22 protein-coding genes are annotated in these 25,957 nt (G+C 58.8%); 15 read left to right on the top strand and 7 right to left on the bottom strand.

Annotated elements, in window-relative coordinates; all coding sequences use genetic code 11:
- Positions 1–17: 17 nt before the first annotated feature.
- Genes dhaK through dhaM form a run of 3 tightly spaced genes read left to right on the top strand, consistent with a single transcriptional unit; the run spans position 18 to position 3,172 of the window.
- Complete coding sequence (gene dhaK, locus JEM67_RS24160; RefSeq protein ID WP_199635750.1) at positions 18–1,088, top strand: dihydroxyacetone kinase subunit DhaK; 1,071 nt, start codon at positions 18–20, stop codon at positions 1,086–1,088.
- A gap of 9 nt (positions 1,089–1,097) precedes the next feature.
- Positions 1,098–1,730 carry a dihydroxyacetone kinase subunit DhaL gene (dhaL, locus tag JEM67_RS24155; RefSeq protein ID WP_199635751.1) on the top strand — a complete coding sequence of 211 codons (633 nt, stop codon included), beginning with the start codon at positions 1,098–1,100 and terminating at the stop codon, positions 1,728–1,730.
- Between the two features lie 11 nt (positions 1,731–1,741).
- Positions 1,742–3,172 carry a dihydroxyacetone kinase phosphoryl donor subunit DhaM gene (dhaM, locus tag JEM67_RS24150; RefSeq protein WP_199635752.1) on the top strand — a complete coding sequence of 477 codons (1,431 nt, stop codon included), beginning with the start codon at positions 1,742–1,744 and terminating at the stop codon, positions 3,170–3,172.
- Between the two features lie 9 nt (positions 3,173–3,181).
- Here the strand turns inward: dhaM and dhaR are convergent, their stop codons facing one another.
- Together dhaR and tolC are read right to left on the bottom strand one after the other, a co-directional pair.
- The gene (gene dhaR, locus JEM67_RS24145; protein ID WP_199635753.1) at positions 3,182–5,131 is read right to left on the bottom strand and encodes a dihydroxyacetone kinase operon transcriptional regulator DhaR; all 1,950 of its coding nucleotides are present in this window, start codon (positions 5,129–5,131) and stop codon (positions 3,182–3,184) included.
- A gap of 150 nt (positions 5,132–5,281) precedes the next feature.
- On the bottom strand, positions 5,282–6,784 hold the full coding sequence (gene tolC, locus JEM67_RS24140) for an outer membrane channel protein TolC (protein ID WP_013814617.1): 1,503 nt from the start codon (positions 6,782–6,784) through the stop codon (positions 5,282–5,284).
- A 284-nt stretch (positions 6,785–7,068) separates the two neighbouring features.
- Here tolC and nudF point away from each other — a divergent pair, with 284 nt between their 5' ends.
- The 6 genes from nudF (at position 7,069) to JEM67_RS24110 (ending at position 12,523) form a co-directional block, all read left to right on the top strand.
- On the top strand, positions 7,069–7,704 hold the full coding sequence (gene nudF, locus JEM67_RS24135; RefSeq protein WP_004948289.1) for an ADP-ribose diphosphatase: 636 nt from the start codon (positions 7,069–7,071) through the stop codon (positions 7,702–7,704).
- Positions 7,701–8,126, top strand: a complete 426-nt coding sequence (locus JEM67_RS24130) for a DUF1249 family protein (protein WP_004948286.1) — start codon at positions 7,701–7,703, stop codon at positions 8,124–8,126. Before nudF ends, JEM67_RS24130 begins: the two co-directional genes overlap by 4 nt.
- Before the next feature lie 27 nt (positions 8,127–8,153).
- Positions 8,154–8,981: a 3',5'-cyclic-AMP phosphodiesterase gene (cpdA, locus tag JEM67_RS24125; protein ID WP_004948283.1), complete on the top strand. Its 828-nt coding sequence runs from the start codon at positions 8,154–8,156 to the stop codon at positions 8,979–8,981.
- Positions 8,981–9,562: an esterase YqiA gene (gene yqiA, locus JEM67_RS24120; protein WP_004948280.1), complete on the top strand. Its 582-nt coding sequence runs from the start codon at positions 8,981–8,983 to the stop codon at positions 9,560–9,562. Before cpdA ends, yqiA begins: the two co-directional genes overlap by 1 nt.
- A 77-nt stretch (positions 9,563–9,639) precedes the next feature.
- Complete coding sequence (parE, locus tag JEM67_RS24115) at positions 9,640–11,535, top strand: DNA topoisomerase IV subunit B (RefSeq protein ID WP_013814615.1); 1,896 nt, start codon at positions 9,640–9,642, stop codon at positions 11,533–11,535.
- Between the two features lie 91 nt (positions 11,536–11,626).
- Complete coding sequence (locus tag JEM67_RS24110) at positions 11,627–12,523, top strand: LysR substrate-binding domain-containing protein (RefSeq protein WP_199635754.1); 897 nt, start codon at positions 11,627–11,629, stop codon at positions 12,521–12,523.
- Positions 12,524–12,544: 21 nt separating this feature from the next.
- Here JEM67_RS24110 and JEM67_RS24105 read toward each other — a convergent pair whose 3' ends face one another.
- Positions 12,545–12,853, bottom strand: coding sequence for a putative quinol monooxygenase (locus tag JEM67_RS24105; protein ID WP_199635755.1), 309 nt, complete (start codon positions 12,851–12,853; stop codon positions 12,545–12,547).
- A gap of 37 nt (positions 12,854–12,890) precedes the next feature.
- On the bottom strand, positions 12,891–13,472 hold the full coding sequence (locus tag JEM67_RS24100; protein ID WP_004948269.1) for an NAD(P)H-dependent oxidoreductase: 582 nt from the start codon (positions 13,470–13,472) through the stop codon (positions 12,891–12,893).
- 324 nt (positions 13,473–13,796) lie between these two features.
- Between JEM67_RS24100 and parC the strand changes: the two genes are divergently transcribed.
- From parC to ftsP, 3 genes are all read left to right on the top strand, one after another.
- Entirely contained in the window at positions 13,797–16,070 is a 2,274-nt protein-coding gene (gene parC / locus JEM67_RS24095) for a DNA topoisomerase IV subunit A (RefSeq protein ID WP_013814613.1), read from the top strand.
- A gap of 232 nt (positions 16,071–16,302) precedes the next feature.
- A complete protein-coding gene (locus JEM67_RS24090) occupies positions 16,303–17,040 on the top strand; it encodes a 1-acylglycerol-3-phosphate O-acyltransferase (RefSeq protein WP_006320600.1) in 738 nt (245 codons plus the stop codon).
- Between the two features lie 132 nt (positions 17,041–17,172).
- Positions 17,173–18,588, top strand: coding sequence for a cell division protein FtsP (gene ftsP / locus JEM67_RS24085; protein WP_199635756.1), 1,416 nt, complete (start codon positions 17,173–17,175; stop codon positions 18,586–18,588).
- A 20-nt stretch (positions 18,589–18,608) separates the two neighbouring features.
- Here ftsP and JEM67_RS24080 read toward each other — a convergent pair whose 3' ends face one another.
- Entirely contained in the window at positions 18,609–19,523 is a 915-nt protein-coding gene (locus JEM67_RS24080) for a LysR family transcriptional regulator (RefSeq protein ID WP_143760045.1), read from the bottom strand.
- Positions 19,524–19,656: 133 nt separating this feature from the next.
- Between JEM67_RS24080 and xapA the strand changes: the two genes are divergently transcribed.
- Both xapA and JEM67_RS24070 read left to right on the top strand, forming a co-directional pair.
- On the top strand, positions 19,657–20,478 hold the full coding sequence (gene xapA / locus JEM67_RS24075) for a xanthosine phosphorylase (RefSeq protein WP_199635757.1): 822 nt from the start codon (positions 19,657–19,659) through the stop codon (positions 20,476–20,478).
- Between the two features lie 78 nt (positions 20,479–20,556).
- On the top strand, positions 20,557–21,816 hold the full coding sequence (locus JEM67_RS24070; RefSeq protein WP_199635758.1) for a nucleoside permease: 1,260 nt from the start codon (positions 20,557–20,559) through the stop codon (positions 21,814–21,816).
- 37 nt (positions 21,817–21,853) lie between these two features.
- On the opposite strand, the gene JEM67_RS24065 is transcribed toward JEM67_RS24070, so the two are convergent.
- Complete coding sequence (locus tag JEM67_RS24065) at positions 21,854–22,741, bottom strand: PfkB family carbohydrate kinase (protein ID WP_199635759.1); 888 nt, start codon at positions 22,739–22,741, stop codon at positions 21,854–21,856.
- 181 nt (positions 22,742–22,922) lie between these two features.
- Here JEM67_RS24065 and JEM67_RS24060 point away from each other — a divergent pair, with 181 nt between their 5' ends.
- Entirely contained in the window at positions 22,923–25,088 is a 2,166-nt protein-coding gene (locus tag JEM67_RS24060; RefSeq protein ID WP_013814606.1) for a YgiQ family radical SAM protein, read from the top strand.
- A gap of 217 nt (positions 25,089–25,305) precedes the next feature.
- Here the strand turns inward: JEM67_RS24060 and JEM67_RS24055 are convergent, their stop codons facing one another.
- Complete coding sequence (locus JEM67_RS24055; RefSeq protein WP_199635760.1) at positions 25,306–25,911, bottom strand: transglycosylase SLT domain-containing protein; 606 nt, start codon at positions 25,909–25,911, stop codon at positions 25,306–25,308.
- Positions 25,912–25,957: the final 46 nt, after the last annotated feature.

Here is a 25,957-nt window from a genome sequence, read left to right as displayed (position 1 = left end):
TAAACGAGGAAATGACCGTGAAAAAACTGATCAATAAGGTTGAGTCGGTACTGGAAGAGCAATTGCTGGGGCTGGCGGAAGCGCACCCTGAACTGCTGGTGCATCAGGAGCCGGTGTTCGTGACCCGCGCCGACGCGCCGGTAGCGGGCAAGGTGGCTATCCTGTCCGGCGGCGGCAGCGGCCACGAGCCAATGCACTGTGGCTTTGTCGGCGAAGGCATGCTCGACGGTGCCTGCCCTGGGGAGATTTTTACCTCGCCGACGCCGGATAAAATGTACGAATGCGGCCAGGCAATCGACGGGGGTGCCGGGGTCTTGTTGCTGATCAAAAACTACACCGGCGACGTGTTGAACTTCGAAACCGCCACCGAACTGCTGCATGATAGCGGCACCCAGGTGGCGACGGTGCTGGTGGACGATGACGTGGCAGTCAAAGACAGCCTGTTCACCGCCGGCCGGCGTGGGGTAGCGAATACCGTACTGATGGAAAAACTGCTCGGTGCAGCGACGGCGCGTGGCGACGATCTGGACACCGTGGTGACGCTGGGCCATAGGATCAACAATCAAGGGCATTCGATTGGCATCGCGCTGGGTGCCTGCACCGTCCCCGCAGCCGGCAAGCCCTCGTTTGTATTGGCGGAAAACGAGATGGAGTTCGGCGTCGGTATTCACGGCGAGCCGGGCATTGCGCGGCGTCCGTTCACCGGCCTCAACGCGGCGGTGGATGACATGTTCCATACCCTGATCGAACACGGCCATTACCAGCGCACCCTTCGTGCCTGGGATCGCCGGCAGGGTGAATGGCGCGATGAAGTGCAGACCAAGCAGCCGCTGACGCGCGGTGACCGGGTGATTGTGCTGGTGAACAATCTGGGTGCGACGCCGCTTTCCGAGCTGTACGGCGTTTATCACCGACTGGCGGAGCGCTGCGCCGAGGCGGGCATGATCGTTGAACGCAGTCTGGTGGGCTCTTATTGCACCTCGCTGGACATGCAGGGGATATCGATCACTCTGCTGAAGGTGGATGACGAACTGTTGGCATTGTGGGATGCGCCGGTGAAAACCCCTGCGCTGCGTTGGGGCTGCTGAGGAGGATTTATGGCATTAACGAAACAACAGGTCGTGGATTGGCTGATGCGTTGCGGCGAGGTGTTTACCCAGCAGCGTGACTTTTTGACCCGGCTGGATACCGAGATCGGCGATGCCGACCACGGTTTGAACATGAACCGCGGCTTCAACAAGGTGGTGGAAAAGCTGCCGTCGGTGGCGGATAAAGACATCGGTTTTATCCTTAAAAACACCGGTATGACGCTGCTGTCGAGCGTTGGCGGCGCCAGCGGCCCGCTGTTCGGCACTTTCTTTATTCGCGCGGCACAGGCGGCCAATGCCAAGCAAAGTCTGGATCTGGCGGAGCTGCATCAGTTGATGCAAGAGGGCGTAGAGGGCGTGGTGATGCGTGGCAAGGCGGAGCCGGGCGACAAAACCATGTGCGACGTCTGGTGGCCGGTGGTGGAAAGCCTCGGCCAGTCGGCGCAGCAGCAGTTGAGCGTGGCAGAAGCCTTGCAGCGCGCCAGTGAGCGGGCGGAACAGGCGGTAGAGGGCACTATCATCATGCAGGCGCGTAAAGGGCGGGCCAGCTACCTGGGTGAGCGCAGCATCGGCCATCAGGATCCGGGCGCCACCTCGGTGATGTTGATGATAAAAACGCTGGCCGAGGTCGCCGGCCACTAGCAGGAGGCGAGATGATCAATATCGTTGTAGTTTCCCACAGCGCGCAGCTGGCGCGCGGGGTTGAAGAGCTGGCGCTGCAGATGATGCGTGGCGACGGCTGCAAACTGGTGCTGGCGGCGGGCGTCGATGACGCCGAGCATCCGATAGGCACCGATGCAATCAAGGTCATGGAAGCCATTGAGTCGGTGGCGGATGGCGCGGGCATCGTGGTGCTGATGGATTTGGGCAGTGCGTTGCTGAGTGCCGAAACTGCGCTCGATCTGCTGGACTCGCAGTTGGCCGCCAAAGTGCGGCTGTGTTCGGCGCCACTGGTGGAAGGGACGCTGGCTGCGGTGGTCGCCGCCAATTCCGGCGCCGGGCTGGAACAGGTGTTGGCAGAAGCGCAGGGCGCGCTGCTGGCCAAGCAGGCGCAACTGGGTGAAGCCGTGCCTGCGGTAAAAAGCGTTGAATTGCCGTTGACGCAAGGAAAAAGCATCAGTTGGACGGTGCAGAACCCGCATGGGTTACACGCCCGACCGGCGGCGCGGCTGGCGGAAGCGCTGGCGCCCTTTGAGGCCGAGCTGGTGTTGGAAAAACAGGGGCAATGCGCCAATCCGCGCAGCCTCAATCAACTGGCGTTGCTGCAGGTGCGACACGGCGACACCGTTCGGTTGATTGCCGACGGCCCGCAGGCTGAGCAGGCGCTGGCGGCGTTCAGGGCACTGGCGGAACAGCACTTTGGCGAAACGGTATCAGAGCAGCAACTGCCCTCGCTGCACGGCATCCCGGTAGCGGAAAGCGTGACCAGCGGCCCGGTGTTGCAGGCGCTCAGCTTTTGGCCGACGGTGACCGAGCGCCCGATTGGCGCGGACGACGTGCTGACCGAACAGCAGCGGCTGCGCGAGGCGCTGCAGCATACCCTGAGCGATCTTAGTCGGCTGGCGGAGCGTACCGGCACATTGATTGGCAAGCCGCAGGCGGCGATTTTCGGCGCGCACAGCATGCTGCTGGACGATCCGGATCTGCAACAGGCGGCCTATACGCGCATTGCTCAGCAACAATGTTGCGCCGAGCAGGCCTGGCGGCAGGAAATGGAGGCGATCATCGAAGATTATCGCGCGTTGGACGATGAGTACATGCGGGCGCGCGAACTGGACGTGCGGGACATGCTGCGCCGTACTCTGAGCCATCTGCAACAGCAGCCGTTGCTGCCGATTACGCTGACTGCGCCCTCGATACTGGTGATGGATGAACTGATGCCTTCCGACGTGGTGATGCTCGATCGTCGCCTGGTGCTCGGCATCTGCCTGAGCGGCGGCAATGCGCTGTCGCACAGCGCGATCCTGGCGAAAGCGATGGGCATCCCGATGGTGGTCGGCATGAACGACTGTATGAGCAAAACCCGCAGCGGCCAGAAAGCGATGCTGGACGCGGCGCGCGGGGTATTGCAGCTCAGCCATTGAGTGCGGCTATCAGGCACGTAGCTTAAATTGCCTGATATCAATTTGATATTGTTTGATTTTTCGCCACAGCGTGGTGCGGCCGATGCCCAACAGCTGTGCCATTTCGTTGAGCTGCCCGCGGCTGACGTTGGCAGCGCGAATGATCGCCTGGCGTTCCATTTCCGCCAGCGTCAGCAGCGGCATACCCGGCTGCGGTTCGTTTTCCAGCAGCGGCTGGTGGCTGAGCAAGTGCTCGGGCAAGTCCGCTAACTGGAGATGGTGGCCGTGGCAAATCATCGCCGTGCGCTCAACCACGCCTTTCAGCTCCAGATCGTTGCCGGGCCACAGATACAGGCCAAGCTGGGCCATGACTTCATCATCGACCCGGAACCGGCACTGGAAATGCTGTTCCAGCGCACGCAGGTGGTGCTTTACCAACAGCGGAATGTCGCTCAGCCGCTGGCGCAGCGCCGGGATCTGGATCTCGAACGCTTGCAGGCTGTAAAACAGCTGGCGGCGGAAGCGGTTCTGCTGCACCAACAGCGGCAGATTGGCGGCGCTGCCGGCGATCACCCGGACATCGACGGGGATCACCCGGTTGGAATTAAGCCGCATCACCACACCGGTTTTCAGCACCTGCAGCAGTGCCGACTGCATTTCCGCCGGCAGATACTCAATCTGCTCCAGGTACAAGGTGCCGCCGTTGGCCAGTTCAAACTTGCTGAGCTGGCCCGCTTCCTCCTCACTGGCGTCGCTGCCCAGCAGTTCGCGCAGCCCCTGCGCTTCCGGCAACAACTGGCAGTTGAGCGCGATATATGGCCCAGCGGCGCGTTCGCTGGCGTTGTGGATTGCCTGGCTGAGCAACTCCTTGCCGACCCCTTCTTCGCCGCACAGCAGGATCGGGTGCTGGCCCTTTGCCGCCTGCTGGCCATAGCGGATCAGTCGGCGCATTTCCAGAGAAGCGGAAGGCATCTGTTCAAAGCTGTGGCTGACGCGACCCAGCTGGCTGCTGACGTACTGGTGTAGCCGTTCAATCGGGTGCAACAGGGCGATAAAACTGCAGCGCTCGCCGTCGAAGATCGGTTTTAGGGTCAGCAGCGCGGCGATAAACTGCCGCTGGCTTTCGAAGGTGACCTCAACGTGCTGTAGCGGCTGGCGCTGGGCGATGGCCCGGTTGAGCAGGGCGGGCAGCGTCAGCAACTGCGTCAAGGGTTTGCCCTGGCTTTGCTGTTCGTCCAGCTTCAGCAGGGTGGCGGCCCGCTGGTTGATGTATTGCAGGTAGCCGCGATGGTCCCAGGCCATCACCCCGTCATCCACCCCGTCAAGCAAACCGTAAAGCTGGTTCAGGTGACGGTTGGATTCCGCCAGCAGGCCGTCGGCGTTCAGCGAGTTGCCTATCTCGCGTGCGATCGCCAGCGTCAGTGACAGATCGCCGGCGGCGGAATCAGCCAGCAGGCAGCCTAGCGCAATCGAGCCGCGCTGGCGGCCGCTGTTGTCATAAACCGGCGTGGCGCAGAATGACCAGTCGTGCAGTGCCTGGCGCACATGCTCGCTGCCGCTCACCTGTATCGGGTGGCCTTCTGCCGCCGCCAGCGAAGGCGCGTTGGTGCCAATGTCCCCCTCGGCCCAATAGGCGCCGGGGGTAAATCCCAATTGCTGCAGGCGTTCACGCGTCAGGGCATTGCCGCACAGCCACAGCATGCAGCCGCTTTCGTCGAGGATCATCAGCAGGCAGCGACGGGGCTCCATATATTCGCAGGCGTCTTCCAGCGCCGCCTGGCCCAGCGTCAGCAGATCGTTTTTACGCTGGCAGATAGAGTTGAAGGTGGCGCCGAGCGCACAGTGCGGCGCTTTCCACACGGGGGGCTGCATCAGGCTGCGACAGCGCAGCCAGGAAGCATAGATTGCCGGCGCAGGGCGTTGTGCGGGCGGCAATACGCCATCGGCCATCAACTGTTGCCAGCTTGAGGTGTTCTCCATGGGATCCCATCCGGACTGAGATAAGGCAGTGGCGCCGATGATACCACCGCAGGGCGGGGGGCTGGCTGTGAGGCGGTGGGCAGAACCGGCATTGAGGCAAAAAAAACGGGGCGCGGCAGATGCCAGGCCCCGTGTTCAGCAGTGCGCGAATCAGTTGCGGAATGGGTTACCGCTGTTGCTGCGCGTCGGCTGGGTAGTGGTGATCGCCGGCGCAGATGCGCGGGTAGCGACCGGTGCCGGTGCAGCCGTTTGCGGCGCAGGGGCATTGCCGTTATAACCTTCCGCGTAAGCGTCTTGCGCGGTGGTCGGCGGCGCTACTACATCTTGCGAGGTAGAAACCGGTTTGCCCAACGCACCGTTCAGCAACAGCAGGTCATTTTCATTCAGCGTGCCGAGCGCGGACTTGATGTTCAACTGGTTGATCAGATAGGTATAACGCGCGCTGGAGAGCTGCTGCTTGGCGTTATACAGCGTGGTGGTGGCATCCAGCACGTCAACGATGGTACGGGTACCCACCTGGTAACCGGCTTCCATCGCATCCAATGAACTCTGAGCAGAGATCACGGCCTGTTTGTAGGCATTGATGCTGCTGATCGACGCGTTCACGTTGTTGAATGACGAACGCACGGTCTGCACTACGCTGCGGTGCGCGCTTTCCAATTGCTCACTGGCGCCGACGAAGTTGTACTGCGCCTGTTGCACCTGTGAATTGGTCTGACCGCCGCTGTACAGCGGGAGATTGAAGCTCAGCCCCACTTTGTTTTCGCCGGCATCGTTATCCGTAGTAATGCTACGGGAACCGCTGTACCTGTTGTTGGACACGGCGGTTGAAGCGCTGAAATCAACGGTCGGCATATAGCCGGTTTGCGCTGATTTGATCTGCTCGCGCGCCAGATCCTGGCTCAGACGGGCGGAAAGCAGGCTCAGGTTGCGGCTTTCGGCTTCTTTCAGCAGATTATTCACCGCTTCCGGACGCTGGGTGCTGAAGCGATCGGTATTCAACGAGGCCAGTTCCGGGTAGAAGGTGCCGGTCACCTGGCGCAGTTTTTCCAGCGCGTTATCCAGGGTGTTGCGAGCGGTCACTTCGGCCGCCAGCACAGTGTCGTAGTTGGAACGGGCGTTCTGCACGTCGGTGATCGCCACCAGGCCCACGTTAAAGCGTTGGGTGGTTTGATCCAGCGTGCGGTAAACCGCCTGCTTTTGCGCCTGCGTATAAGACAGCGAGTCGATCGCGCTCAGCACGTTGAAATAGGCGGTGGCGGTGTCGAGGATCAGCTGTTGCGACGAGGTTTGGAAGGTCACGTCGGAGATACCGGCGGTTTTTTCCTGCAGCGTCAGTGCGCGCCATTTCGACATGTCGAAAATGGTTTGGGTCAGCGCCAGCGAGCCGCTGGTGGTGTTGCCGTTTTGGTCACGGTTGTCGCGATAGCCATAGCTACGGTCATAACCGGCGCTCAAACCCAACTGCGGCAGCAGCGGGCTGCGCGCTTCGTTGATTTTTTCGAATGCGGCGTCACGGTCAGCGGCAGTCTTGCGCAGATCCGGGTTACTTTCCCTAGCCTGTTTGTAAACCTGCAGCAGGTTCTCTGCCTGGCTCATTGCACTGAAGCCGCCCAGGCTCAGTCCGATAAGAAGGGGGAGCAGTTTCTTCATTTGCATTCCTTGTTGTGCAGCAATATTGCTATGTTAGCGCTGACGATAGACGAAATAGTTGCCGATTCTAGCAGAGTCTGTTGTTCGCATAAGGTGGCTGAATGTGCCATCTCGCGTATCTTTTGCCTTTCAGACCGCCGTGTTTACTTTGGTTCAACTGGCCGAGCACGTTACACCTGATATCATGGTTCACAATCTAGCATAAAGCTGCGGAAGATTACCCCGCCGTTTCTGTCATCAAAACTGTTTATTTTATCGGCATACTCACGCAGGAGAATTCGCTTATGAACCACTCACAGCCGTCGCCCGTTACTCTCGATAAAAATGATGTAGAAATTATTGCACGTGAGACGCTTTACCGTGGTTTTTTTTCACTCAATCTCTATCGGTTCCGCCATCGCTTGTTCAACGGCGACATGAGCCCGGAGGTGAAGCGCGAGATTTTCGAACGCGGCCATGCGGCGGTGCTGCTGCCCTATGACCCGGTGCGTGACGAAGTGGTGCTGATTGAACAACTGCGGATCGCCGCGGTCGATACCAGTAGCTCCCCCTGGCTACTGGAAATGGTGGCGGGTATGATCGAAACCGGCGAGAGCGTTGAAGACGTGTGCCGCCGTGAAGCGCAGGAAGAGGCCGGCGTCGAGGTCGGGCGCTGCAAACCGGTGCTGAGCTACCTGGCAAGCCCCGGCGGCACCAGCGAACGGTTGTCAATCATGGTGGGCGAGGTGGACGCGACCACTGCCGAAGGCATCCATGGGTTGGAAGAAGAGCATGAAGATATCCGTGTCCACGTCGTCAGCCGCGAACAGGCTTACCGTTGGGTTGAAGAAGGCGCGATTGATAACGCCGCATCTGTGATTGCATTGCAGTGGCTGGCGTTGCACCATGAATCGTTAAGAAAAGAGTGGGCCAACCAATGAAACAGCGCTATACCCCTGATTTCCCGGAAATGATGAGATTGTGTGAAACCAACTTCGCGCAATTGCGTCGCTTGCTGCCGCGCAACGATGAAGTGGGCGAAACGGTGACTTATCAGGTGAACGGCGCCAGCTATCGTCTGACTATTGTTGAATCCACGCGCTACACCTCGTTGGTGCAGATAGAGCAGACCGCACCGGCGGTCAGCTATTGGAGCCTGCCCGCCATGACGGTGCGGCTGTATCATGACGCGATGGTTGCGGAAGTGTGTTCCAGTCAGCAGATCTACCGCTTTAAAGCGCGTTATGATTATCCCAATAAAAAGTTGCATCAACGCGACGAAAAGCATCAAATTAACCAGTTTCTTGCTGATTGGTTGCGCTACTGTTTGGCGCATGGAGCAATGGCGGTTCCGGTTTGTTAGGTAGACTGAAATAACAAAGGACACCATTTGGAAAGCCTGTTTAAACTGACCGTGGCAAGTGGGGCCAGGGTCAGGATTCTGCAAATAACAGATACCCACCTTTTTGCCGGCGAAAACGAGACCTTGCTCGGCATCAATACCTATCGCAGTTACCACGCGGTGCTGGACGCCATTATGGCGCAGCAGCGCGATTTTGATCTGGTTGTCGCCACCGGCGACTTGGCTCAGGATCATTCGCTGGCTGCTTACCGGCACTTTGCCGAAGGTATTGCGCGGTTGCCTGCGCCTTGCGTCTGGCTGCCGGGCAACCATGATTTTCAGCCGGCGATGGTTGATGCGCTGGCCGCCGCAGGCATTGCCCCGTCAAAGCAGGTGCTGTTGGGCGAGAACTGGCAGGTGTTGCTGCTGGACAGCCAGGTGTTTGGCGTGCCGCACGGTGAGCTGAGCGACTACCAGCTCGAGTGGATGGAGCGCTGCCTGCAGGCCCATCCCGAGCGTTATACGTTACTGCTGCTGCATCATCATCCGTTGCCTTCCGGTTGCACCTGGCTCGATCAGCACAGCTTGCGCAACCCGCACATGCTGGGCGCGGTGCTGCTGCGCTACCCGAACGTAAACACCGTGGTGTGCGGGCATATTCACCAGGATCTGGATCTGGAATGGCAGGGCCGCCGTTTGCTGGCATCGCCTTCCACCTGCGTGCAATTCAAGCCGCACTGCACCAATTTTACCATCGACGACGTTTCGCCCGGTTGGCGCTATCTCGATCTGCTGCCGGACGGTCGCGTCGAGACCCAGGTTTTCCGCTTGGAAAACGATGATTTTCGCCCCGACATGGATTCGGAAGGGTACTGATGTCGACGCTACTTTATTTGCACGGTTTTAACAGTTCGCCGCTCTCGGCCAAGGCAACCTCTTTCAAGGCGTGGCTGGCTGAGAACCACCCGGACATCGAGATGCTGGTGCCGCAATTGCCGGTTTTCCCGGCCGATGCCGCCGAGATGCTTGAAAATATGGTGATGGAGCGCGCCGGGCAGACGTTGGGCGTCGTGGGCTCCTCGCTGGGCGGATACTACGCCACCTGGCTTTCACAGTGTTTTTCACTGCCGGCGGTAGTGGTTAACCCCGCTGTGAAGCCGTTTGAGCTGTTGATTGACTACCTTGGCAAAAACGAGAACCCCTACACCGGTCAACAATATGTGTTAGAGTCACGTCACGTTTACGATCTGAAAACGATGCAGATCGATCCCTTGGAGTCACCGGATTTAATCTGGTTGCTGCAACAAACGGGCGATGAAATTCTCGATTATGGGCAGGCGGTGGCCTATTACACTGCGTGCCGGCAAACGGTGGAGTCGGGTGGAAACCACGCCTTCGTCGGTTTCGAGCATTACTTCCCCCAGATTGTGGATTTTTTAGGGCTAAACGCTGTGTGAATAAGCGAGTTATACCCTGCGGCTCGAAAGACGACGGGGATAGGCACCTTCCTTCTAACCACGAAAAAAATTCAACGATGACTCAATCCACCTATAACGCTGATGCCATTGAAGTCCTCAGCGGTCTAGAACCAGTGCGCCGTCGTCCCGGCATGTATACCGACACGACGCGCCCAAATCACCTCGGCCAAGAGGTGATCGATAACAGCGTCGATGAAGCCCTGGCAGGCCATGCCAAGCGCATCGACGTGATTCTGCACGCCGATCAGTCACTGGAAGTGATCGACGACGGCCGCGGTATGCCGGTGGATATCCACCCTGAAGAAGGCGTCCCGGCGGTTGAGTTGATCATGTGTCGTCTGCACGCGGGCGGTAAATTCTCCAATAAAAACTACCAGTTCTCCGGCGGCCTGCATGGCGTGGGGATTTCGGTGGTTAACGCCCTGTCGACGCGGGTGGAAGTCAACGTTAAGCGTGACGGCAACGTCTACAGCATCGCCTTCGAAAACGGCGACAAGGTGCAAGAGCTGGCGGTGACCGGCAGCTGCGGCAAACGCAATACCGGCACCAGCATCCACTTCTGGCCTGACGAGAAGTTCTTCGACAGCCCGCGCTTCTCGGTTTCGCGCCTGAGCCACCTGCTGAAAGCTAAAGCGGTACTGTGCCCCGGCGTTGAAATTTACTTTATCGACAAGCTGAACAATACCGAGCAACGCTGGTGCTATCAGGACGGTCTGACCGATTACCTGATGGAAGCGGTCAACGGCCTGATCACCCTGCCGGAAGCGCCGTTTATCGGCAACTTCGCCGGCGATACCGAAGCGGTGGATTGGGCGCTGTTGTGGCTGCCGGAAGGCGGCGAGCTGTTGACGGAAAGCTACGTTAACCTGATCCCGACCATGCAGGGCGGCACCCACGTTAACGGCCTGCGTCAGGGGCTGCTGGACGCCATGCGCGAGTTCTGCGAGTTCCGCAATATCCTGCCGCGCGGCGTGAAGCTGTCCGCCGAAGACATCTGGGACCGCTGCGCCTACGTGCTGTCGGTGAAGATGCAGGATCCGCAGTTCGCCGGGCAGACCAAAGAACGCCTGTCGTCGCGCCAGTGCGCGGCCTTCGTTTCCGGCGTGGTGAAAGACGCCTTCAGCCTGTGGCTGAACCAGAACGTACAGGCGGCGGAACAGCTGGCCGAGCTGGCTATTTCCAGCGCCCAGCGCCGTCTGCGCGCCGCCAAGAAAGTGGTGCGCAAGAAGCTGACCAGCGGTCCGGCTCTGCCGGGTAAACTGGCGGACTGTACGTCGCAGGATCTGAACATGACCGAACTGTTCCTGGTGGAAGGGGACTCGGCGGGCGGTTCAGCCAAGCAGGCTCGCGATCGCGAGTATCAGGCCATCATGCCGCTGAAGGGCAAGATCCTGAATACCTGGGAAGTGTCCTCGGACGAAGTACTGGCCTCGCAGGAGGTGCATGACATTTCCGTGGCGATCGGCATCGATCCGGACAGCGAAGACCTCAGCCAACTGCGTTACGGCAAAGTCTGTATCCTCGCGGATGCGGACTCCGACGGCTTGCACATCGCCACGCTGCTGTGCGCGTTGTTTGTACGCCACTTCAGTTCGCTGGTGAAGGGCGGCCACGTGTATGTGGCAATGCCGCCGCTGTATCGCATCGACCTCGGTAAAGAGGTGTTCTACGCGCTGGATGAAGAAGAGAAAGCCGGCGTGCTGGAACAGTTGAAGCGCAAAAAGGGCAAACCGAACGTTCAGCGCTTTAAAGGGCTGGGCGAGATGAACCCGCTGCAACTGCGTGAAACCACGCTCGACCCCAATACCCGTCGTCTGGTACAGCTGACGGTGAGCGATGACGATGTGGCCCAGACGCTGGCGATGATGGACATGCTGCTGGCCAAGAAACGTTCTGAAGATCGCCGTAACTGGCTGCAGGACAAAGGCGATATGGCCGATCTTTCCGTCTGATTCTGATCTCTTGTCAGGCCCGGCTTCTGCGCCGGGCCTTTCTTCCCGCAGGGGCGCGGCAGGCCGCACCCGACCACTCTGGGCGGAATGCATGAAAATCACCCTCGAAGAATTGCTGGCGTTTACCTCTGTGGTCGACAGCGGCTCCATTACCTCCGCCGCAGAACAGCTCGGCCAGACCACGTCCGGTATCAGCCGCGCGCTCAGTCGCCTGGAAAAGAAACTCGACACCACCCTGATGCGCCGCACCACGCGCCGGCTTGAGCTGACCGAAGAAGGCCAAAGCTTTCTTGGCCATGCGCGCGACATTATCCGTTCGGTGGAGAACGTCGAAGAGCAGATGGCGCTGCGCAGGCTGATCCCGGCCGGCAAATTGCGGGTCAACGCCGCCGCCCCCTTTATGGAACACGTGATTGTGCCGCTGGTGGCGGGATTTCGCCAAAGTTATCCGCAGATCGAGCTGGAGTTGAATACCGACAACCTGATTATCGATCTGCTGGAGAAGCGTACCGACATCGCCATTCGCATCGGCATATTGCGCGACTCAACCATTCATGCGCGTCTACTGGGGGCCAGCCGTTTGCGTATTCTCGCCAGCCCGGATTATCTTGAACGTTATGGCACCCCGAACAGCGTGGAAGCGCTGCGCGACCACTGCCTGCTCGGCTTTACCCAGCCGGAGTCACTCAATCTGTGGCCGCTGCGCAACCCTCAGGCGCCGCATTTCGCCATCACGCCGACTCTCTCGGCATCCAGCGGTGAAACGCTAAGGCAACTGGCGTTACGTGGCGAAGGAATAGTGCAGTTGGCGGATTTCATGACGCGCGACGATCAGCGCAGCGGGCGGTTGGTGCAGTTGCTGGAGCAGGACACGCTGGATGTGCGCCAGCCGATTAATGCGGTCTATTACCGCAATACCCAGCTGGCGGCGCGTATTACCTGTTTTCTGGACTACGTCAGCGCGCATATCGACGCGCAGACGTTATAGGGACCAGAGCGGCCCCGGGCATTACAGCGCGTTACCCAGCACGTGAATGGTCACGCCAACCACGCTGTCTTTGATGGTGTCGCGATGCTTGTGCATGTGAGCGATATCCAGATGTTTTTCCAGATGCGCCTGGCTTTCCCATTTTTCCAGCATAAACACCGAGTCCGGCGACAGCTTCTGCCACGGCGCCTGAGTATGGCTGTCGATCATCGGCATATATTCGCCGCAACCCTCTTCCGCCAGTACCAACGGGATCAATTTCTCGATCGCTTTGAGCACCGTTTCACGGTGGCCAGGTTTGGTCTTGATTTCTGCAATTACGGTGATCATCACAACCTCATTGATTTATGCGCTTACGCGGCCTTAGTTAAGCAAAAATTTCTGCCAGGTGCGCGCGATAACGTGCGATATCGCTGTCGATATCAGGTTGTTTAATCACGTCATTACAGATAAAGGTCGGCAGCGCTTCCATGCCCAGGAACTGATTGGCCTTGTGGAAGTGCAGATAAACGCCGTCAACGCCCACGCCGTGGAAGAACTGCTGCGGATCGGTAAAGGCTTCCAGCGGCGCGTTCCAGGTCAGGCTCAACAGGTATTTCTTGCCCTGGATCAGGCCACCTGAGCCGTATTTCTTGCCGGCGTCGGCGCGGGTGCGACCGTCGCTGGCGTACAGGCTGCCGTGCCCGGCGGTGAACACTTCATCGATGTATTTTTTCAGGATCCAGGGTTCACCCATCCACCAGCCCGGCATCTGATAAATCACCACGTCGGCCCACAGGTATTTCTGCACTTCGGCTTCGATGTCATAGCCGTCGTCGACCACGGTGACCTGCACATCGTGTTTCACGTCGCGCAAGAAGCTTTCCGCCACGTCGCTCAGCGTTTGGTTAAGTTCGCCGTTGGAATGGCCGAATTGCTTTTTAGCATTGATAATCAGGATGTTGCTCATTTTCGCGGCTCCTGTCAGAGTTAAAATGGGGACTGCTTTCCGCGTTTGAGCGCAGAAAGCATTTCGTTGACAGGGAGTGTAATCGTTAGCAATAGCCGTAAAAATGGGATCCAGCGCACAACAGTGTTGACTCTGAGTCAATAAAGGCACCGCCAGGTAATGAATTTTTGCATAAAATCGGCCGTTGAACCGGCTTCACCGGGCGATTGCTGCGCCAACTGTGACAGCTACCCTGCTGATGGGTTACTATCGCCGACAGAATCGACAAGCTATACCCTTTGTCGTCCAGGGATTGCCAAGCCACGGTCTGAGGATAATTGAGTAATGAGTGATCTGACTCATGACGGTGTAGAGCGTTTACCGCTGCACACATTCACTGAAAACGCCTATCTGAACTATTCCATGTACGTCATCATGGATAGGGCGTTGCCGTACATTGGTGACGGTCTAAAGCCGGTACAACGGCGCATCATCTACGCCATGTCCGAGCTGGGGCTGAACAACAGCGCCAAATTCAAAAAATCCGCCCGTACCGTGGGTGACGTGCTGGGTAAATACCATCCGCACGGCGACAGCGCTTGCTATGAAGCGATGGTGCTGATGGCGCAGCCGTTCTCTTATCGCTATCCGCTGGTAGACGGCCAGGGGAACTGGGGGGCGCCGGACGATCCGAAATCCTTCGCGGCGATGCGTTATACCGAATCCCGCCTGTCCAAATACGCGGAAGTGCTGCTGGCCGAACTGGGCCAGGGCACCGTTGACTGGGTGCCGAACTTTGACGGCACCATGCAGGAGCCGAAGATGTTGCCGGCGCGTCTGCCCAACATCCTGCTGAACGGCACCACCGGCATTGCCGTCGGTATGGCGACCGACATCCCGCCGCACAACGTGCGGGAAGTGGCCGCCGCCGTCGTGGCGTTGATCGATAAACCCGGCGCAGGGCTTGAGGAGTTGCTCGAGTTCGTGCAGGGCCCGGACTTCCCGACCGAAGCCGAAATCATTACGCCGCGCGATGAAATCCGTAAAATTTACCAGAACGGCCGCGGCTCGGTGCGTATGCGCGCCATATGGAAAAAAGAGGACGGCAGCGCGGTGATCACCGCCTTGCCGCACCAGGTTTCCGGTGCCAAGGTGCTGGAGCAGATCGCCAGCCAGATGCGCGCCAAAAAGCTGCCGATGGTGGAAGATCTGCGTGACGAATCCGATCACGAGAACCCGACGCGGCTGGTGATTGTGCCGCGCTCCAACCGTATCGATCTGGATCAGGTGATGAACCACCTGTTCGCCACCACCGATTTGGAACGCAGCTACCGCATCAATATGAACATGATCGGTCTGGACAACCGCCCGCAGGTTAAAGGGCTGGTGGAAATCCTTACCGAATGGCTGGCATTCCGCCGCGACACGGTGCGCCGTCGTCTGAATTACCGTTTGGAAAAAGTGCTGAAACGCCTGCACATTCTGGAAGGTTTGCTGGTGGCGTTCCTCAATATTGATGAAGTGATCCACATCATCCGCAGCGAGGACGAACCCAAGCCGGTGCTGATGCAGCGTTTCGGTATTTCCGACACTCAGGCGGAAGCGATCCTTGAGCTGAAACTGCGCCATTTGGCGAAGCTGGAAGAGTTCAAGATCCGCGGCGAGCAGGATGAGCTGGCCAAAGAACGCGATCACCTCCAGGCATTGCTGGCTTCTGAACGCAAGCTGAACACCCTGATCAAGAAAGAGATCCAGGCCGATGCGCAGGCCTATGGCGACGATCGCCGTTCACCGATTACCGAGCGTGCGGAAGCCAAGGCGATGAGCGAGCATGACTTTGTGCCGTCCGAGCCGGTGACTATCGTACTGTCGGAAATGGGCTGGGTGCGTAGCGCCAAGGGCCACGATATCGATCCAAGCGGCCTGAGCTACAAAGCCGGCGACAGCTACCGCAGCGCGGCGCGCGGCAAAACCAACCAGCCAGTGGTGTTTATCGACTCAACCGGGCGCAGCTACGCGCTCGATCCGTTGACGCTGCCTTCGGCGCGCGGGCAGGGCGAGCCGTTAACCGGCAAGCTGACGCCACCGCCGGGCGCGACCATTGAGCAAGTGCTGATGGCGGCGGACGATCAGAAACTGTTGATGGCCTCTGACGCCGGTTACGGTTTTGTCTGCACCTTCAACGATCTGGTGGCGCGCAACCGTGCCGGTAAGGCGATGATCACTCTGCCGGACAACGCCAAAGCGCTGGCGCCGATGGAGATCCACGGTGACGACGACATGTTGCTGTCGATCACTGCTGCCGGACGCATGTTGCTGTTCCCGGTTGCCGATCTGCCACAGTTGTCGAAGGGCAAGGGCAACAAGATTGTTTCTATTCCGGCGGCGCAGGCCGCTTCCGGCGAAGACAAGCTGACATGGTTGTTCGTGCTGCCACCGCAAACCTCCGTGACCTTGCATGTGGGTAAACGCAAGCTGACGCTGCGTCCGGAAGACTTGCAGAAATTCCGTGCGGAGCGCGGCCGTAAAGGCACCTCATTGCCACGTGGCTTGCAGCGTATCGATCGCGTAGAGATCGATGCACCGGCGCGTGCGCCTGCGGGCGACAGCGAAGAGTAAGCCGACGGCATAACAAACGGGCGCAGCATGCTACGCCCGCTTTATTTCCCGCCACCGGTAATTATTTTCAAATAGTTAACATTTCTCTGCATAAAATTATTGTGCGTATCGTGGGCTGGCGGGAAAATAGAAAAAAATGCAGGTGAGGTTTTCGGACTCTGCAATCAAAGAATGAGTAAAGGGATCTGCGCAGCGCTTCAGGCTGCGTCGGCAGTGTGCTAATGAGGTTGTTATGTTATTAATTTTACGTGCCGTGCTCGCCACTCTGTATTGTCTTCTGGTGTGCATTTTCGGTTCTATTTACTGTTTATTATTCCGTCCCCGCGATCCCCGCCATGTGGCGACGTTCGGCCATCTGTTTGGCCGTCTGTCCGGGTTATTCGGTTTGAAAGTAGAAGTCCGCGTACCGGCCGATGCAGCCAAAAACGGCAACTGCATTTATATCGCTAACCACCAGAATAACTACGATATGGTGACGGCAGCCAAAGCCGTGCAGCCGCGAACCGTGACCGTCGGCAAAAAAAGCCTGTTGTGGGTTCCCTTTTTTGGCCCGCTGTATTGGCTGACCGGTAATCTGCTGATTGATCGGGATAACCGCGCCAAAGCGCATGGCACCATTGCTCAGGTAGCCGAACAGTTCAAGAAGAGAGATATCTCGATCTGGATGTTTCCGGAAGGCACCCGCAGCCGCGGGCGCGGGCTGATGCCGTTTAAAACCGGTGCATTCCACGCGGCAATCGCCGCTGGGGTGCCGATTGTGCCGATCTGCGTTTCTACCACCACCGGTAAAATTAATCTTAACCGTTGGAATAATGGCCATGCGATCGTAGAAATACTGGAGCCGATCGACATCAGCAATTACGGCAGAGAAAATGTGCGTGAGCTGGCGGCCCATTGCCATGAGCTGATGTTGGCGAAAATCGCCGAGCTGGACGAAGAAGTCGCTCAGCGCAATGCGGCCGGAAAATAATATTCCCACCGGCTTCAAAGAATGAACTTTTAAACGGCGCTTGATGCCGTTAACGCTTGGGCTCCTGCTAATCTGATTAACAGGGGCCCGGTCTTTGCACATGGTTTAGTCATTGCTTTTCATGGAGAAAATATGTCACTCAGTCGACGTCAGTTTATTCAGGCATCGGGCTTGGCGCTGTGCGCGGGAGCCGTGCCGCTGAGGGCTGAGGCGAGCGGAACGCAGACGCCATTACCGATTCCTCCGCTGCTGGAATCCCGCCGCGGTCAGCCGCTGTTTTTAACCTTGCAGCGCGCCCATTGGGCGTTTATGGATAACCGCAAGGCGTCGGTGTGGGGCATTAACGGCATGTATCTTGGGCCGACGGTGCGGGTTTATAACGGGGACGACGTCAAGCTGATCTACAGCAACCGTCTGCCGGAGCCGGTGGCGATGACCATCAGCGGCCTGCAGGTGCCCGGCACCCTGATGGGCGGCCCACCGCGTATGATGTCGCCTAACGTCGACTGGTCGCCGGTGTTGCCTATTCGCCAGAGCGCGGCCACCTGCTGGTATCATGCCAGTACGCCGAACCGCATGGCGCCGCACGTTTACAATGGCCTGACCGGGTTGTGGCTGATTGAGGATGAGGTCAGCAAAGCGCTGCCGCTGCCGAACCACTACGGCGTTGACGACTTCCCGCTGATCATTCAGGACAAACGGTTGGATAATTTCGGTACGCCGGAATACGATCCGCCGTCGCAGGGCGGTTTTATCGGTGACACGCTGCTGGTCAACGGTGTGCAAAATCCTTACGTCGAGGTTTCTCGCGGCTGGGTGCGCCTGCGCCTGCTTAATGCCTCTAACTCGCGCCGCTACATGCTGCAACTGAGCGACGGCCGGCCGTTCAACGTTGTCGCCAGCGATCAGGGCTTCCTGCCTGCGCCGGTGGCGGTGCAGCAGCTTTCGCTGGCGCCGGGCGAACGCCGTGAAGTGCTGGTCGATATGTCAAAAGGCGATGAGGTCACCATCACCGCCGGTGAAGCGGCGGGCATGATGGATCGCCTGCGCGGCCTGTTTGAACCTTCGAGCATTCTGGTCTCCACCCAGGTGCTGACGTTGCGGCCTACCGGCCTGTTGCCGTTGGTGACCGATAACCTGCCGATGCGCCTGCTGGCGGATCAACTGCTGGACGGCAGCGCCAGCCGCACCCGCGAATTCCGTCTGGGCGACAGCCAGCCAGGGATCAACGGCGCTATCTGGGACATGAACCGCATCGACGTGCAAACGCAGCAGGGCACCTGGGAGCGCTGGAACATTCATGCGGATACACCGCAGGCGTTCCACATTCAGGGTGTGCAGTTCCTGGTGAAACGCGTCAATGGCGCGCAGCCAATGGCGGAAGATCGCGGCTGGAAGGACACCGTATGGGTCGACGGCGACGTCGAGCTGCTGGTTTACTTCAATCAGTCCACCTCGGAGCACTTCCCGTTCCTGTTCTACAGCCAGACGCTGGAGATGGCGGATCGCGGTACCGCAGGTCAGTTTATGGTGCAGCCGGCGCTGTAAGCCGGCCCTGTGCGGCGCTGTCAGGGGGCCGCACGCAGCATGTCCAGAAACGCCTGCACTACCGGCGTGGCGCTCTCGGCATGATAAATGGCGTACAAATCCGCTGACGGCGCCTGCTGCAGCGGGCAGAACCGTACGCCTGGCCACGGAATGCGGCCGTAGCTGTCCGGCAACAGCGTGATGCCATAACCTTCGGCCACCAGCGCCATCAGGGTTTGCGGCTCATTGACCTGATAGGCGATGTCCGGTTTGAAACCTTGCTGCAGGCACAGATTGTGCAGATACAGCCCCAGACTGGCCTCGTGCGGCGGCAGGACCATGAATTTGTCATGCTGCAGTGCCGCGAGCGGCAGGCTCTCCGCCTGTGCCAGCGGGTGATCGAGCGGCAGCACCACCGCAATATTTTCCCGCGCCAACAGCTGACAGGCCAACCCCGGCAATGCCTGTTCCCTGGCCTCCCGCCAGACGCCAATATCGATATGACGTTTTTGCAACGCGGCGATCTGCTGGCTGGGCGTCAGCTCGTTCAACGCCCAGGTGACGTTGGCCGTTTGCCCGGCAAAGCGCTTCAACGCCGGGATCAACCCGCCCCACACCGAGGTGCCGACCATACCGACCACCATATGACCGGCTTCGCCACGGCCCAACTGTTGCACCTGATTCAGCGCATGACCGGCCTGATCCAACAGCATCTCGACGTTGCGAAACAGCGTGCGGCCGGCCAGCGTCAGCGACATCGAACGGGTGGTGCGCTTGAACAGCGCGACGCCGAGTTGGCTCTCCAGTTCTTTAATGTGCTTGCTGAGCGGCGGTTGCGAAATATTCAGCCGTAGCGCCGCCTGGGTGAAGTTCATTTCCTCTGCCACGACGCGGAAATAGTGCAGCAGGCGGAAGTTAATCCGGCTGGGGTCTGGCAGTTGCTGGGGGGATTTTATGCTGATGATGGCCTCCTGGTGCTACCAATTTATAGGTAAACGGAATAAATCGGCTGCCAATAATGTATTGGTCGCCGTCGCGCATCGCTCTCTACTATGGGGATTATTTCACCCTCCCACAGAAGAGAATACTATGTTTAATCAAGAAGATGCTTTTTCCTGTGCCGAAGCGATCCGCCGCCGCCTGCCGGGCTTCCAGCCGCGCGCCGCGCTGATACTGGGTTCCGGGCTGGGCGCGCTGGCGGAGGTGATGACCGACACCCTGATCATCGACTACGCTGAGCTGCCTGGGTTCCCAGTCAGCGGCGTTGCGGGCCACGCCGGGCAACTGGTCGCAGGCTGGCTGGAAGGCGTGCCGGTACTGTGCATGAAAGGCCGCGGGCACTACTACGAAGGGCGCGGCATGCAGGTGATGACCACCGCCGTGCGCACGTTCAAACTGCTGGGCTGCGAATTCTTGCTGGCAACCAACGCCGCCGGCTCGTTGCGCCAGTCGGTGCCGCCGGGCAGCCTGGTGGCACTTACCGATCACATCAACTTTATGCCTGAATCGCCGTTGGTTGGCGACAACGATGAGCGTTTCGGTCCACGCTTCTTCAGCCTGGCCAACGCCTATGACCGCGAACTGCGCGGCCAACTGGCGCTGGTAGCCGAGCGCGCGGGCATTCCGCTGGCCGAAGGGGTATTTGCCGCCTACACCGGGCCTAACTTCGAAACCCCGGCGGAAATTCGCATGATGCAGACGCTGGGGTGCGATGTGGTCGGCATGTCGATCGTGCCGGAAGTGCTCTCGGCGCGCCACTGCGGCCTGAAGGTGCTGGTGGTGTCGGCGATGACCAACTACGCCGAAGGGCTGTCCGATACGCCGCTCTCCCATGAACAAACCCTGAGCTGTGCCGCGCTGGCGGCCGACGATTTTATGCGCCTGATCCGTGAGTTCTTCAAAACGCTGTGATGCTGTAAACCTCGCGGCAGGGCGCAGGGACCTTGCCGTGCGAATCATCGTTTCAATCAAAATAATAAGGTGATGGTGATGGCAATAAAAACGCGACTGAAGGTAATGGTTTTTCTGCAGTTTTTTATTTGGGGCGCCTGGCTGGTCACGCTGGGATCTTACATGATTAACACCTTGCATTTCAGCGGTATGCAGGTGGGTATGGTGTACAGCGCCAAGGGCATAGCGGCGTTGATTATGCCGGGTCTGGCGGGCATCATTGCCGATCGCTGGGTCAAGGCTAACTATCTGTATGCGCTGTGTCATCTGTTCGGTGCGATCGCGCTGTACTGTGCCGCCCAGGTTGAGCAGCCGATGATGATGTTCTGGGTCATGCTGTTCAATGCCATGATGTATATGCCGACCATTTCGCTGTCCAACGCCATCGCCTATTTTTGTCTGGAGAAACACGGTTACGACACGGTGAAGGATTTCCCGCCGGTGCGGGTGTATGGCACTCTGGGGTTTATTGTGGCGATGTGGCTGATCGGTTTCAGCAAAATTGAACTCAGCAATATGCAGCTGTATTTGGCCTCCGGGGTGTCGCTGCTGCTGGCCGGCTATGCGCTGACGCTGCCTAATTGCCCGACCAGCAAAGTGGAAAAATCAAAAAGCTGGTTCAGCGTTCTGGGGCTGGACGCGCTGGTCTTATTTCGCCAACGACGCATGGCGCTGTTTTTCCTGTTTGCCATGCTGCTGGGCGCGGCGCTGCAAGTGACCAACACCTTCGGTAACCCGTTCCTGCACGATTTCGCGCAAAATCCGCTGTACCAGGACAGCTTCAGCGTCAGATACCCGGCGGTGCTGTTGTCGCTGTCGCAAATTTCTGAGGTGTTTTTCATCCTCACCATTCCGTTTTTCCTGCGCAGATACGGCATTAAACAGGTGATGTTGATCAGCATGGCGGCCTGGACGCTGCGCTTCCTGTTCCTGGCCTACGGTACCCCGGTCGGTTTTGGCTTCGTGCTGCTGCTGCTTTCGATGATCGTTTATGGCTGCGCCTTTGATTTCTTCAATATTTCCGGCGCGATCTTCGTAGAGAAAGAGGCCGATCACCGCATCCGCGCCAGCGCGCAGGGGCTGTTCATGACGATGGTGAATGGTTTGGGCGCTTATCTGGGGGCGATCGCCAGCGGCGAGGTGGTGGATTTCTTTACCCGCAACGGCATAAAAGACTGGCAGAGCATCTGGCTGGTTTTCGCGCTGTATACGCTGGTGCTGGGTGTGGTCTTCGCACTGACCTTCCATTATCAGCACCGGCCGGAGGAGCAGGCCGGGCCGGTAGAGCGCGCTCATTAGATCAAGGCAATGGGCGCAGAGGTGCGCCCATTGTGCTTCAGCTTTCGGGAAAGCGTTGTTGCAGCTGTTGCCAGTTCGGTGCGCTTGCTGCACCCTGGCTTGCCACTACGCAGGCGGCCACGCGGTTGGCCAGGCTGACTGCCTGCGGCAGTGGCCAACCGGCGGAGATACCTGCCAACAGACCGGCGCAGTGGGCGTCGTCGGCACCGAGAGTATCCATAACCTGGGCCTGAGATGCGGCAACGTTCAGCGGCGGATTACGGCCATCGCAAATCCATGCGCCTTCCCCCTCCAGCCGGCATATCAGCGTAATATTGTGCGCGGCGGCAAAACGTTGTGCGGCGGTGAGCACGTCGCCTTCGCCGCACAGCGTTGTTGCCTCGTTGCGATTGAGCGTCAGTACCGTGTCGCTGTCGCTGAGCATGGCGAAGAAATCCGCATCCAGCAGGCCAACCCGCGAGCCGGGATCGATCAGGCGCCATTGGTCGAACGGCAGCCGTGTCAGCCAGTCGCGCAGCGCTTCACCGCTCTCGCCCGTCAGTTCGTCGCCATGGATGTAGATCAGCGTTTCCTGCGTCAACGGCAGTGTGGCGAGCTGAGCCTTGTTCCACTGCGTTTCGCACCCCGGTATCCTGACAAAGGTGCGCTTGCCGCAGGGCTCCAGTTGCGTAAGACGCTGGCCGTTATCCCTCTGGCCGTGGCGCAGCAGCACCGGCAGACCGAGTTCATTCATGGCGGTTTCAATCATCGCGCCCCATTCGCCATTGCCTACCGGCATGCCATTGACCACCGGCGCCTGCAGGCGGCTTAGTGCGCGGGCCACGTTAAATGCACTGCCGCCGATCTGCCGCTGTTGCCCCAGATCGATTTCTCCGATTGCGCTACCCAGCACCAGAACCGGTTTCACTGCTAAAAGCTCATTCATTTTGTCCTCCGCTGCCGGCCATCGGGCCGGACAGATAGGCTATGATGACGTCGCAAACGCCCGGAGTCGAGGGGCAAGCGGGTTGGCGATGTGACTAATGTGTGAAATAACCATGCTCTTTTTGTCACTAGTGCGTATAATCGCCGCCCGGCGATTAATTAACCTGTGAAAGAGCACCAGAATGAGCACGACCAGCCTGATCCAACCCGACCGTGAATTGTTTTCCTATAAGCCTTATTGGGCCGAATGTTATGGCACCGCGCCGTTTTTACCGATGTCGCGCGAAGAGATGGATCAACTGGGCTGGGACAGCTGCGATGTGATCATTATCAGTGGTGACGCCTATGTCGATCACCCGAGTTTTGGCATGGCGATCATCGGCCGCATGCTGGAAGCGCAGGGCTTCCGCGTGGGCATTATTGCGCAGCCGGACTGGAGCAATAAAGAAGATTTCATGCGCCTGGGCAAGCCGAACCTGTTCTTCGGCATCACCGCCGGCAACATGGATTCGATGATCAACCGTTATACCGCCGATCGCAAACTGCGCCACGACGATGCCTATACCGCCGGCAACGTGGGCGGCAAACGCCCGGATCGCGCAACACTGGTGTACAGCCAGCGCTGTAAAGAAGCCTATAAAGACGTGCCGATCGTACTGGGTGGCATCGAAGCCAGCCTGCGTCGCATCGCGCATTACGATTACTGGTCGGATACCGTGCGCCGTTCGGTGCTGGTGGATTCCAAAGCCGATATGCTGATCTACGGCAACGGCGAGCGTCCGCTGGTGGAAGTGGCGCACCGCCTGGCCGCCGGTGAAAAAATCAGCGAGATCCACGATATCCGCAACACGGCGGTGATGCGTAAAGGCGCGCTGCCGGGCTGGACCGGCGTGGATTCCACCCGTCTGGACAAACCGGGCCGCATTGAGCCTATCCCCAACCCTTACGGCGAGGATCTGCCGTGCGCCGACGGCGGTACGCCCGAGCCGGAAGCCAAGCCGGTCACCGTGCGCGCCGCCAAGCCAAAACCGTGGGAAAAAACCTACGTGCTGCTGCCGTCCTTCGAAAAAGTGAAGGCCGACAAAGTGCTGTATGCGCACACTTCGCGAATTCTGCACCATGAAACCAACCCAGGCTGCGCCCGCGCGCTGATGCAATCGCATGGCGACCGTTATGTGTGGATCAACCCGCCGGCAATCCCGCTGACCACGCCGGAAATGGACAGCGTGTTTGCCCTGCCATACCAGCGTATTCCGCATCCGTCCTACGGCAAGGAAACCATTCCGGCCTACGACATGATCCGCTTCTCGGTCAATATCATGCGCGGTTGCTACGGCGGTTGTTCGTTCTGTTCGATCACCGAGCATGAAGGGCGTATCATCCAGAGCCGTTCGGAAGATTCTATTATTCGTGAAATCGAAGAGATCCGTGACAAGGTGCCGGGCTTTACCGGCGTGATCTCCGATCTGGGTGGCCCGACCGCCAACATGTACATGCTGCGCTGCACCAACCCGCGCGCTGAGCAGACCTGCCGTCGCGCCTCGTGCGTCTATCCGGAAATCTGCACCTACATGGACACCAACCACGAGCCGACCATCAACCTGTATCGCCGCGCGCGTTCGCTGGAGGGCGTCAAGAAGATCCTGATCGCTTCCGGTGTACGTTATGACCTGGCGGTGGAAGATCCGCGCTACATCAAAGAACTGGCAACCCACCACGTCGGCGGCTATCTGAAGATCGCCCCGGAACACACCGAGGAAGGGCCGCTGTCGAAAATGATGAAGCCGGGCATGGGCAGCTACGATCGGTTCAAACAGCTGTTCGACCATTATTCGAAGTTGGCGGGCAAAGAGCAGTACCTGATCCCGTATTTTATCTCTTCGCATCCGGGTACTCGTGATGAGGACATGGTGAATCTGGCGCTGTGGTTGAAGAAAAACCGTTTCCGCCTCGATCAGGTACAGAACTTCTATCCTTCACCGATGGCCAACTCCACCACTATGTATTACACCGGCAAGAACCCGTTGAGCAAGGTAGGGTATAAGTCGGAAGACGTGGTAGTGCCGCGTGGCGATCGTCAGCGCCGTCTGCACAAGGCGCTGTTGCGCTATCATGACCCGGCTAACTGGGCGATGATCCGCACCGCGCTGGAAGAAATGGGCATGAAGCACCTGATCGGCAGCCGCCGCGAGTGTCTGGTACCGGCGCCAAGCATCGACGAGCAGCGCGAAGCGAAACGCCTGCAGCGTCATACCCGCCCGGCGCTGACCAAGCATACCGACATTACCCGGCAGCGCACGCCGTCCAACAAGCCGCCGCGCAAGCCTATCCGCAACGGCAAGCCGTAACGGCTGAGTCAGGTGCTTAAACGAAAGGAGAGCCCCCGGGTTCTCCTTGAGGTTGATGACAAAGTTGTCTTTAAGTTCGAGATACCTGGGCCTAGCGCACCGAGGGGCGCTCCGACGGCCAAGGCCGTTACGACCCCTTCGGCACGCTCTCCCTAATAACAAGCTTTGTCAGCAGTCTGAAGGAGAACCCCAGGGTTCTCCTTTTTACTTGTAAGAATCACAACTGCTCGTAGGCCGCTTCCACCTTCATCAAATGGCGCGGTGCCTGCGGGGCGGGATGATATTTGCGCACATGCCAATTAAAGGCTTCCGGCGACAGCGTATTAATCATCGAGATGGCTTGCTCGCGGTTGCTGGAAAAGGTCCGCAACAGTGCGCCTGTGCCGTTTACGTAGGCGATAATGGTGGCGTAACGCAAAGTAACAGGATCGTAGATCCCTCTAAGCTGCTGTTTTTGCAACACGGCCAGATAGGCGGCACCGAGATCGATGTTGGTGTCGGGATCCCGTAGATCGTCTTCGTTCGGGCAGCCGCGTTTCCCTTTGTAGCGATAGGCGTCGCAGCCGGCGGTGTCGGCTTTCAACTGCATTAAACCGATGGCATTGGACTTACTCACCGCCTCTGGGTTAAAGCCGGATTCTACCTTAATCATTGCGGCGATCAGTTTTTGGTCGACACCGTATTTATCGGCAGCATCTTCGATCGCGTCGTCGTAAGCGTGAGGATTGTAACTGACGCGGTGCTTTTTGCCGGCGCAGCCTGCCAATACCAGCATCGCGCAGACGATGCTCAAGCGTGACCACTGCCGTAGAGAAAATTTCATGGTGCTCCGTGCTTTAGTTGAGTGGGGGGTAACCTCAGGTGCGTCA

This window comes from Serratia sp. PAMC26656, assembly GCF_016469055.2.
Lineage (GTDB): Bacteria > Pseudomonadota > Gammaproteobacteria > Enterobacterales > Enterobacteriaceae > Serratia > Serratia plymuthica.
This window is presented reverse-complemented; position numbering and strand designations above follow the sequence as displayed.

Excerpts from the sequence above, each read along its gene's own strand:
- dhaL (WP_199635751.1), top strand. The coding sequence starts at position 1,098 with ATGGCATTAACGAAACAACAGGTCGTGGATTGGCTGATGCGTTGCGGC.
- dhaM (WP_199635752.1), top strand. The coding sequence starts at position 1,742 with ATGATCAATATCGTTGTAGTTTCCCACAGCGCGCAGCTGGCGCGCGGG.
- dhaR (WP_199635753.1), bottom strand. The coding sequence starts at position 5,131 with ATGGAGAACACCTCAAGCTGGCAACAGTTGATGGCCGATGGCGTATTG.
- tolC (WP_013814617.1), bottom strand. The coding sequence starts at position 6,784 with ATGAAGAAACTGCTCCCCCTTCTTATCGGACTGAGCCTGGGCGGCTTC.
- nudF (WP_004948289.1), top strand. The coding sequence starts at position 7,069 with ATGAACCACTCACAGCCGTCGCCCGTTACTCTCGATAAAAATGATGTA.
- JEM67_RS24130 (WP_004948286.1), top strand. The coding sequence starts at position 7,701 with ATGAAACAGCGCTATACCCCTGATTTCCCGGAAATGATGAGATTGTGT.
- yqiA (WP_004948280.1), top strand. The coding sequence starts at position 8,981 with ATGTCGACGCTACTTTATTTGCACGGTTTTAACAGTTCGCCGCTCTCG.
- parE (WP_013814615.1), top strand. The coding sequence starts at position 9,640 with ATGACTCAATCCACCTATAACGCTGATGCCATTGAAGTCCTCAGCGGT.
- JEM67_RS24110 (WP_199635754.1), top strand. The coding sequence starts at position 11,627 with ATGAAAATCACCCTCGAAGAATTGCTGGCGTTTACCTCTGTGGTCGAC.
- JEM67_RS24105 (WP_199635755.1), bottom strand. The coding sequence starts at position 12,853 with ATGATCACCGTAATTGCAGAAATCAAGACCAAACCTGGCCACCGTGAA.
- JEM67_RS24100 (WP_004948269.1), bottom strand. The coding sequence starts at position 13,472 with ATGAGCAACATCCTGATTATCAATGCTAAAAAGCAATTCGGCCATTCC.
- parC (WP_013814613.1), top strand. The coding sequence starts at position 13,797 with ATGAGTGATCTGACTCATGACGGTGTAGAGCGTTTACCGCTGCACACA.
- JEM67_RS24090 (WP_006320600.1), top strand. The coding sequence starts at position 16,303 with ATGTTATTAATTTTACGTGCCGTGCTCGCCACTCTGTATTGTCTTCTG.
- ftsP (WP_199635756.1), top strand. The coding sequence starts at position 17,173 with ATGTCACTCAGTCGACGTCAGTTTATTCAGGCATCGGGCTTGGCGCTG.
- xapA (WP_199635757.1), top strand. The coding sequence starts at position 19,657 with ATGTTTAATCAAGAAGATGCTTTTTCCTGTGCCGAAGCGATCCGCCGC.
- JEM67_RS24070 (WP_199635758.1), top strand. The coding sequence starts at position 20,557 with ATGGCAATAAAAACGCGACTGAAGGTAATGGTTTTTCTGCAGTTTTTT.
- JEM67_RS24065 (WP_199635759.1), bottom strand. The coding sequence starts at position 22,741 with ATGAATGAGCTTTTAGCAGTGAAACCGGTTCTGGTGCTGGGTAGCGCA.
- JEM67_RS24060 (WP_013814606.1), top strand. The coding sequence starts at position 22,923 with ATGAGCACGACCAGCCTGATCCAACCCGACCGTGAATTGTTTTCCTAT.
- JEM67_RS24055 (WP_199635760.1), bottom strand. The coding sequence starts at position 25,911 with ATGAAATTTTCTCTACGGCAGTGGTCACGCTTGAGCATCGTCTGCGCG.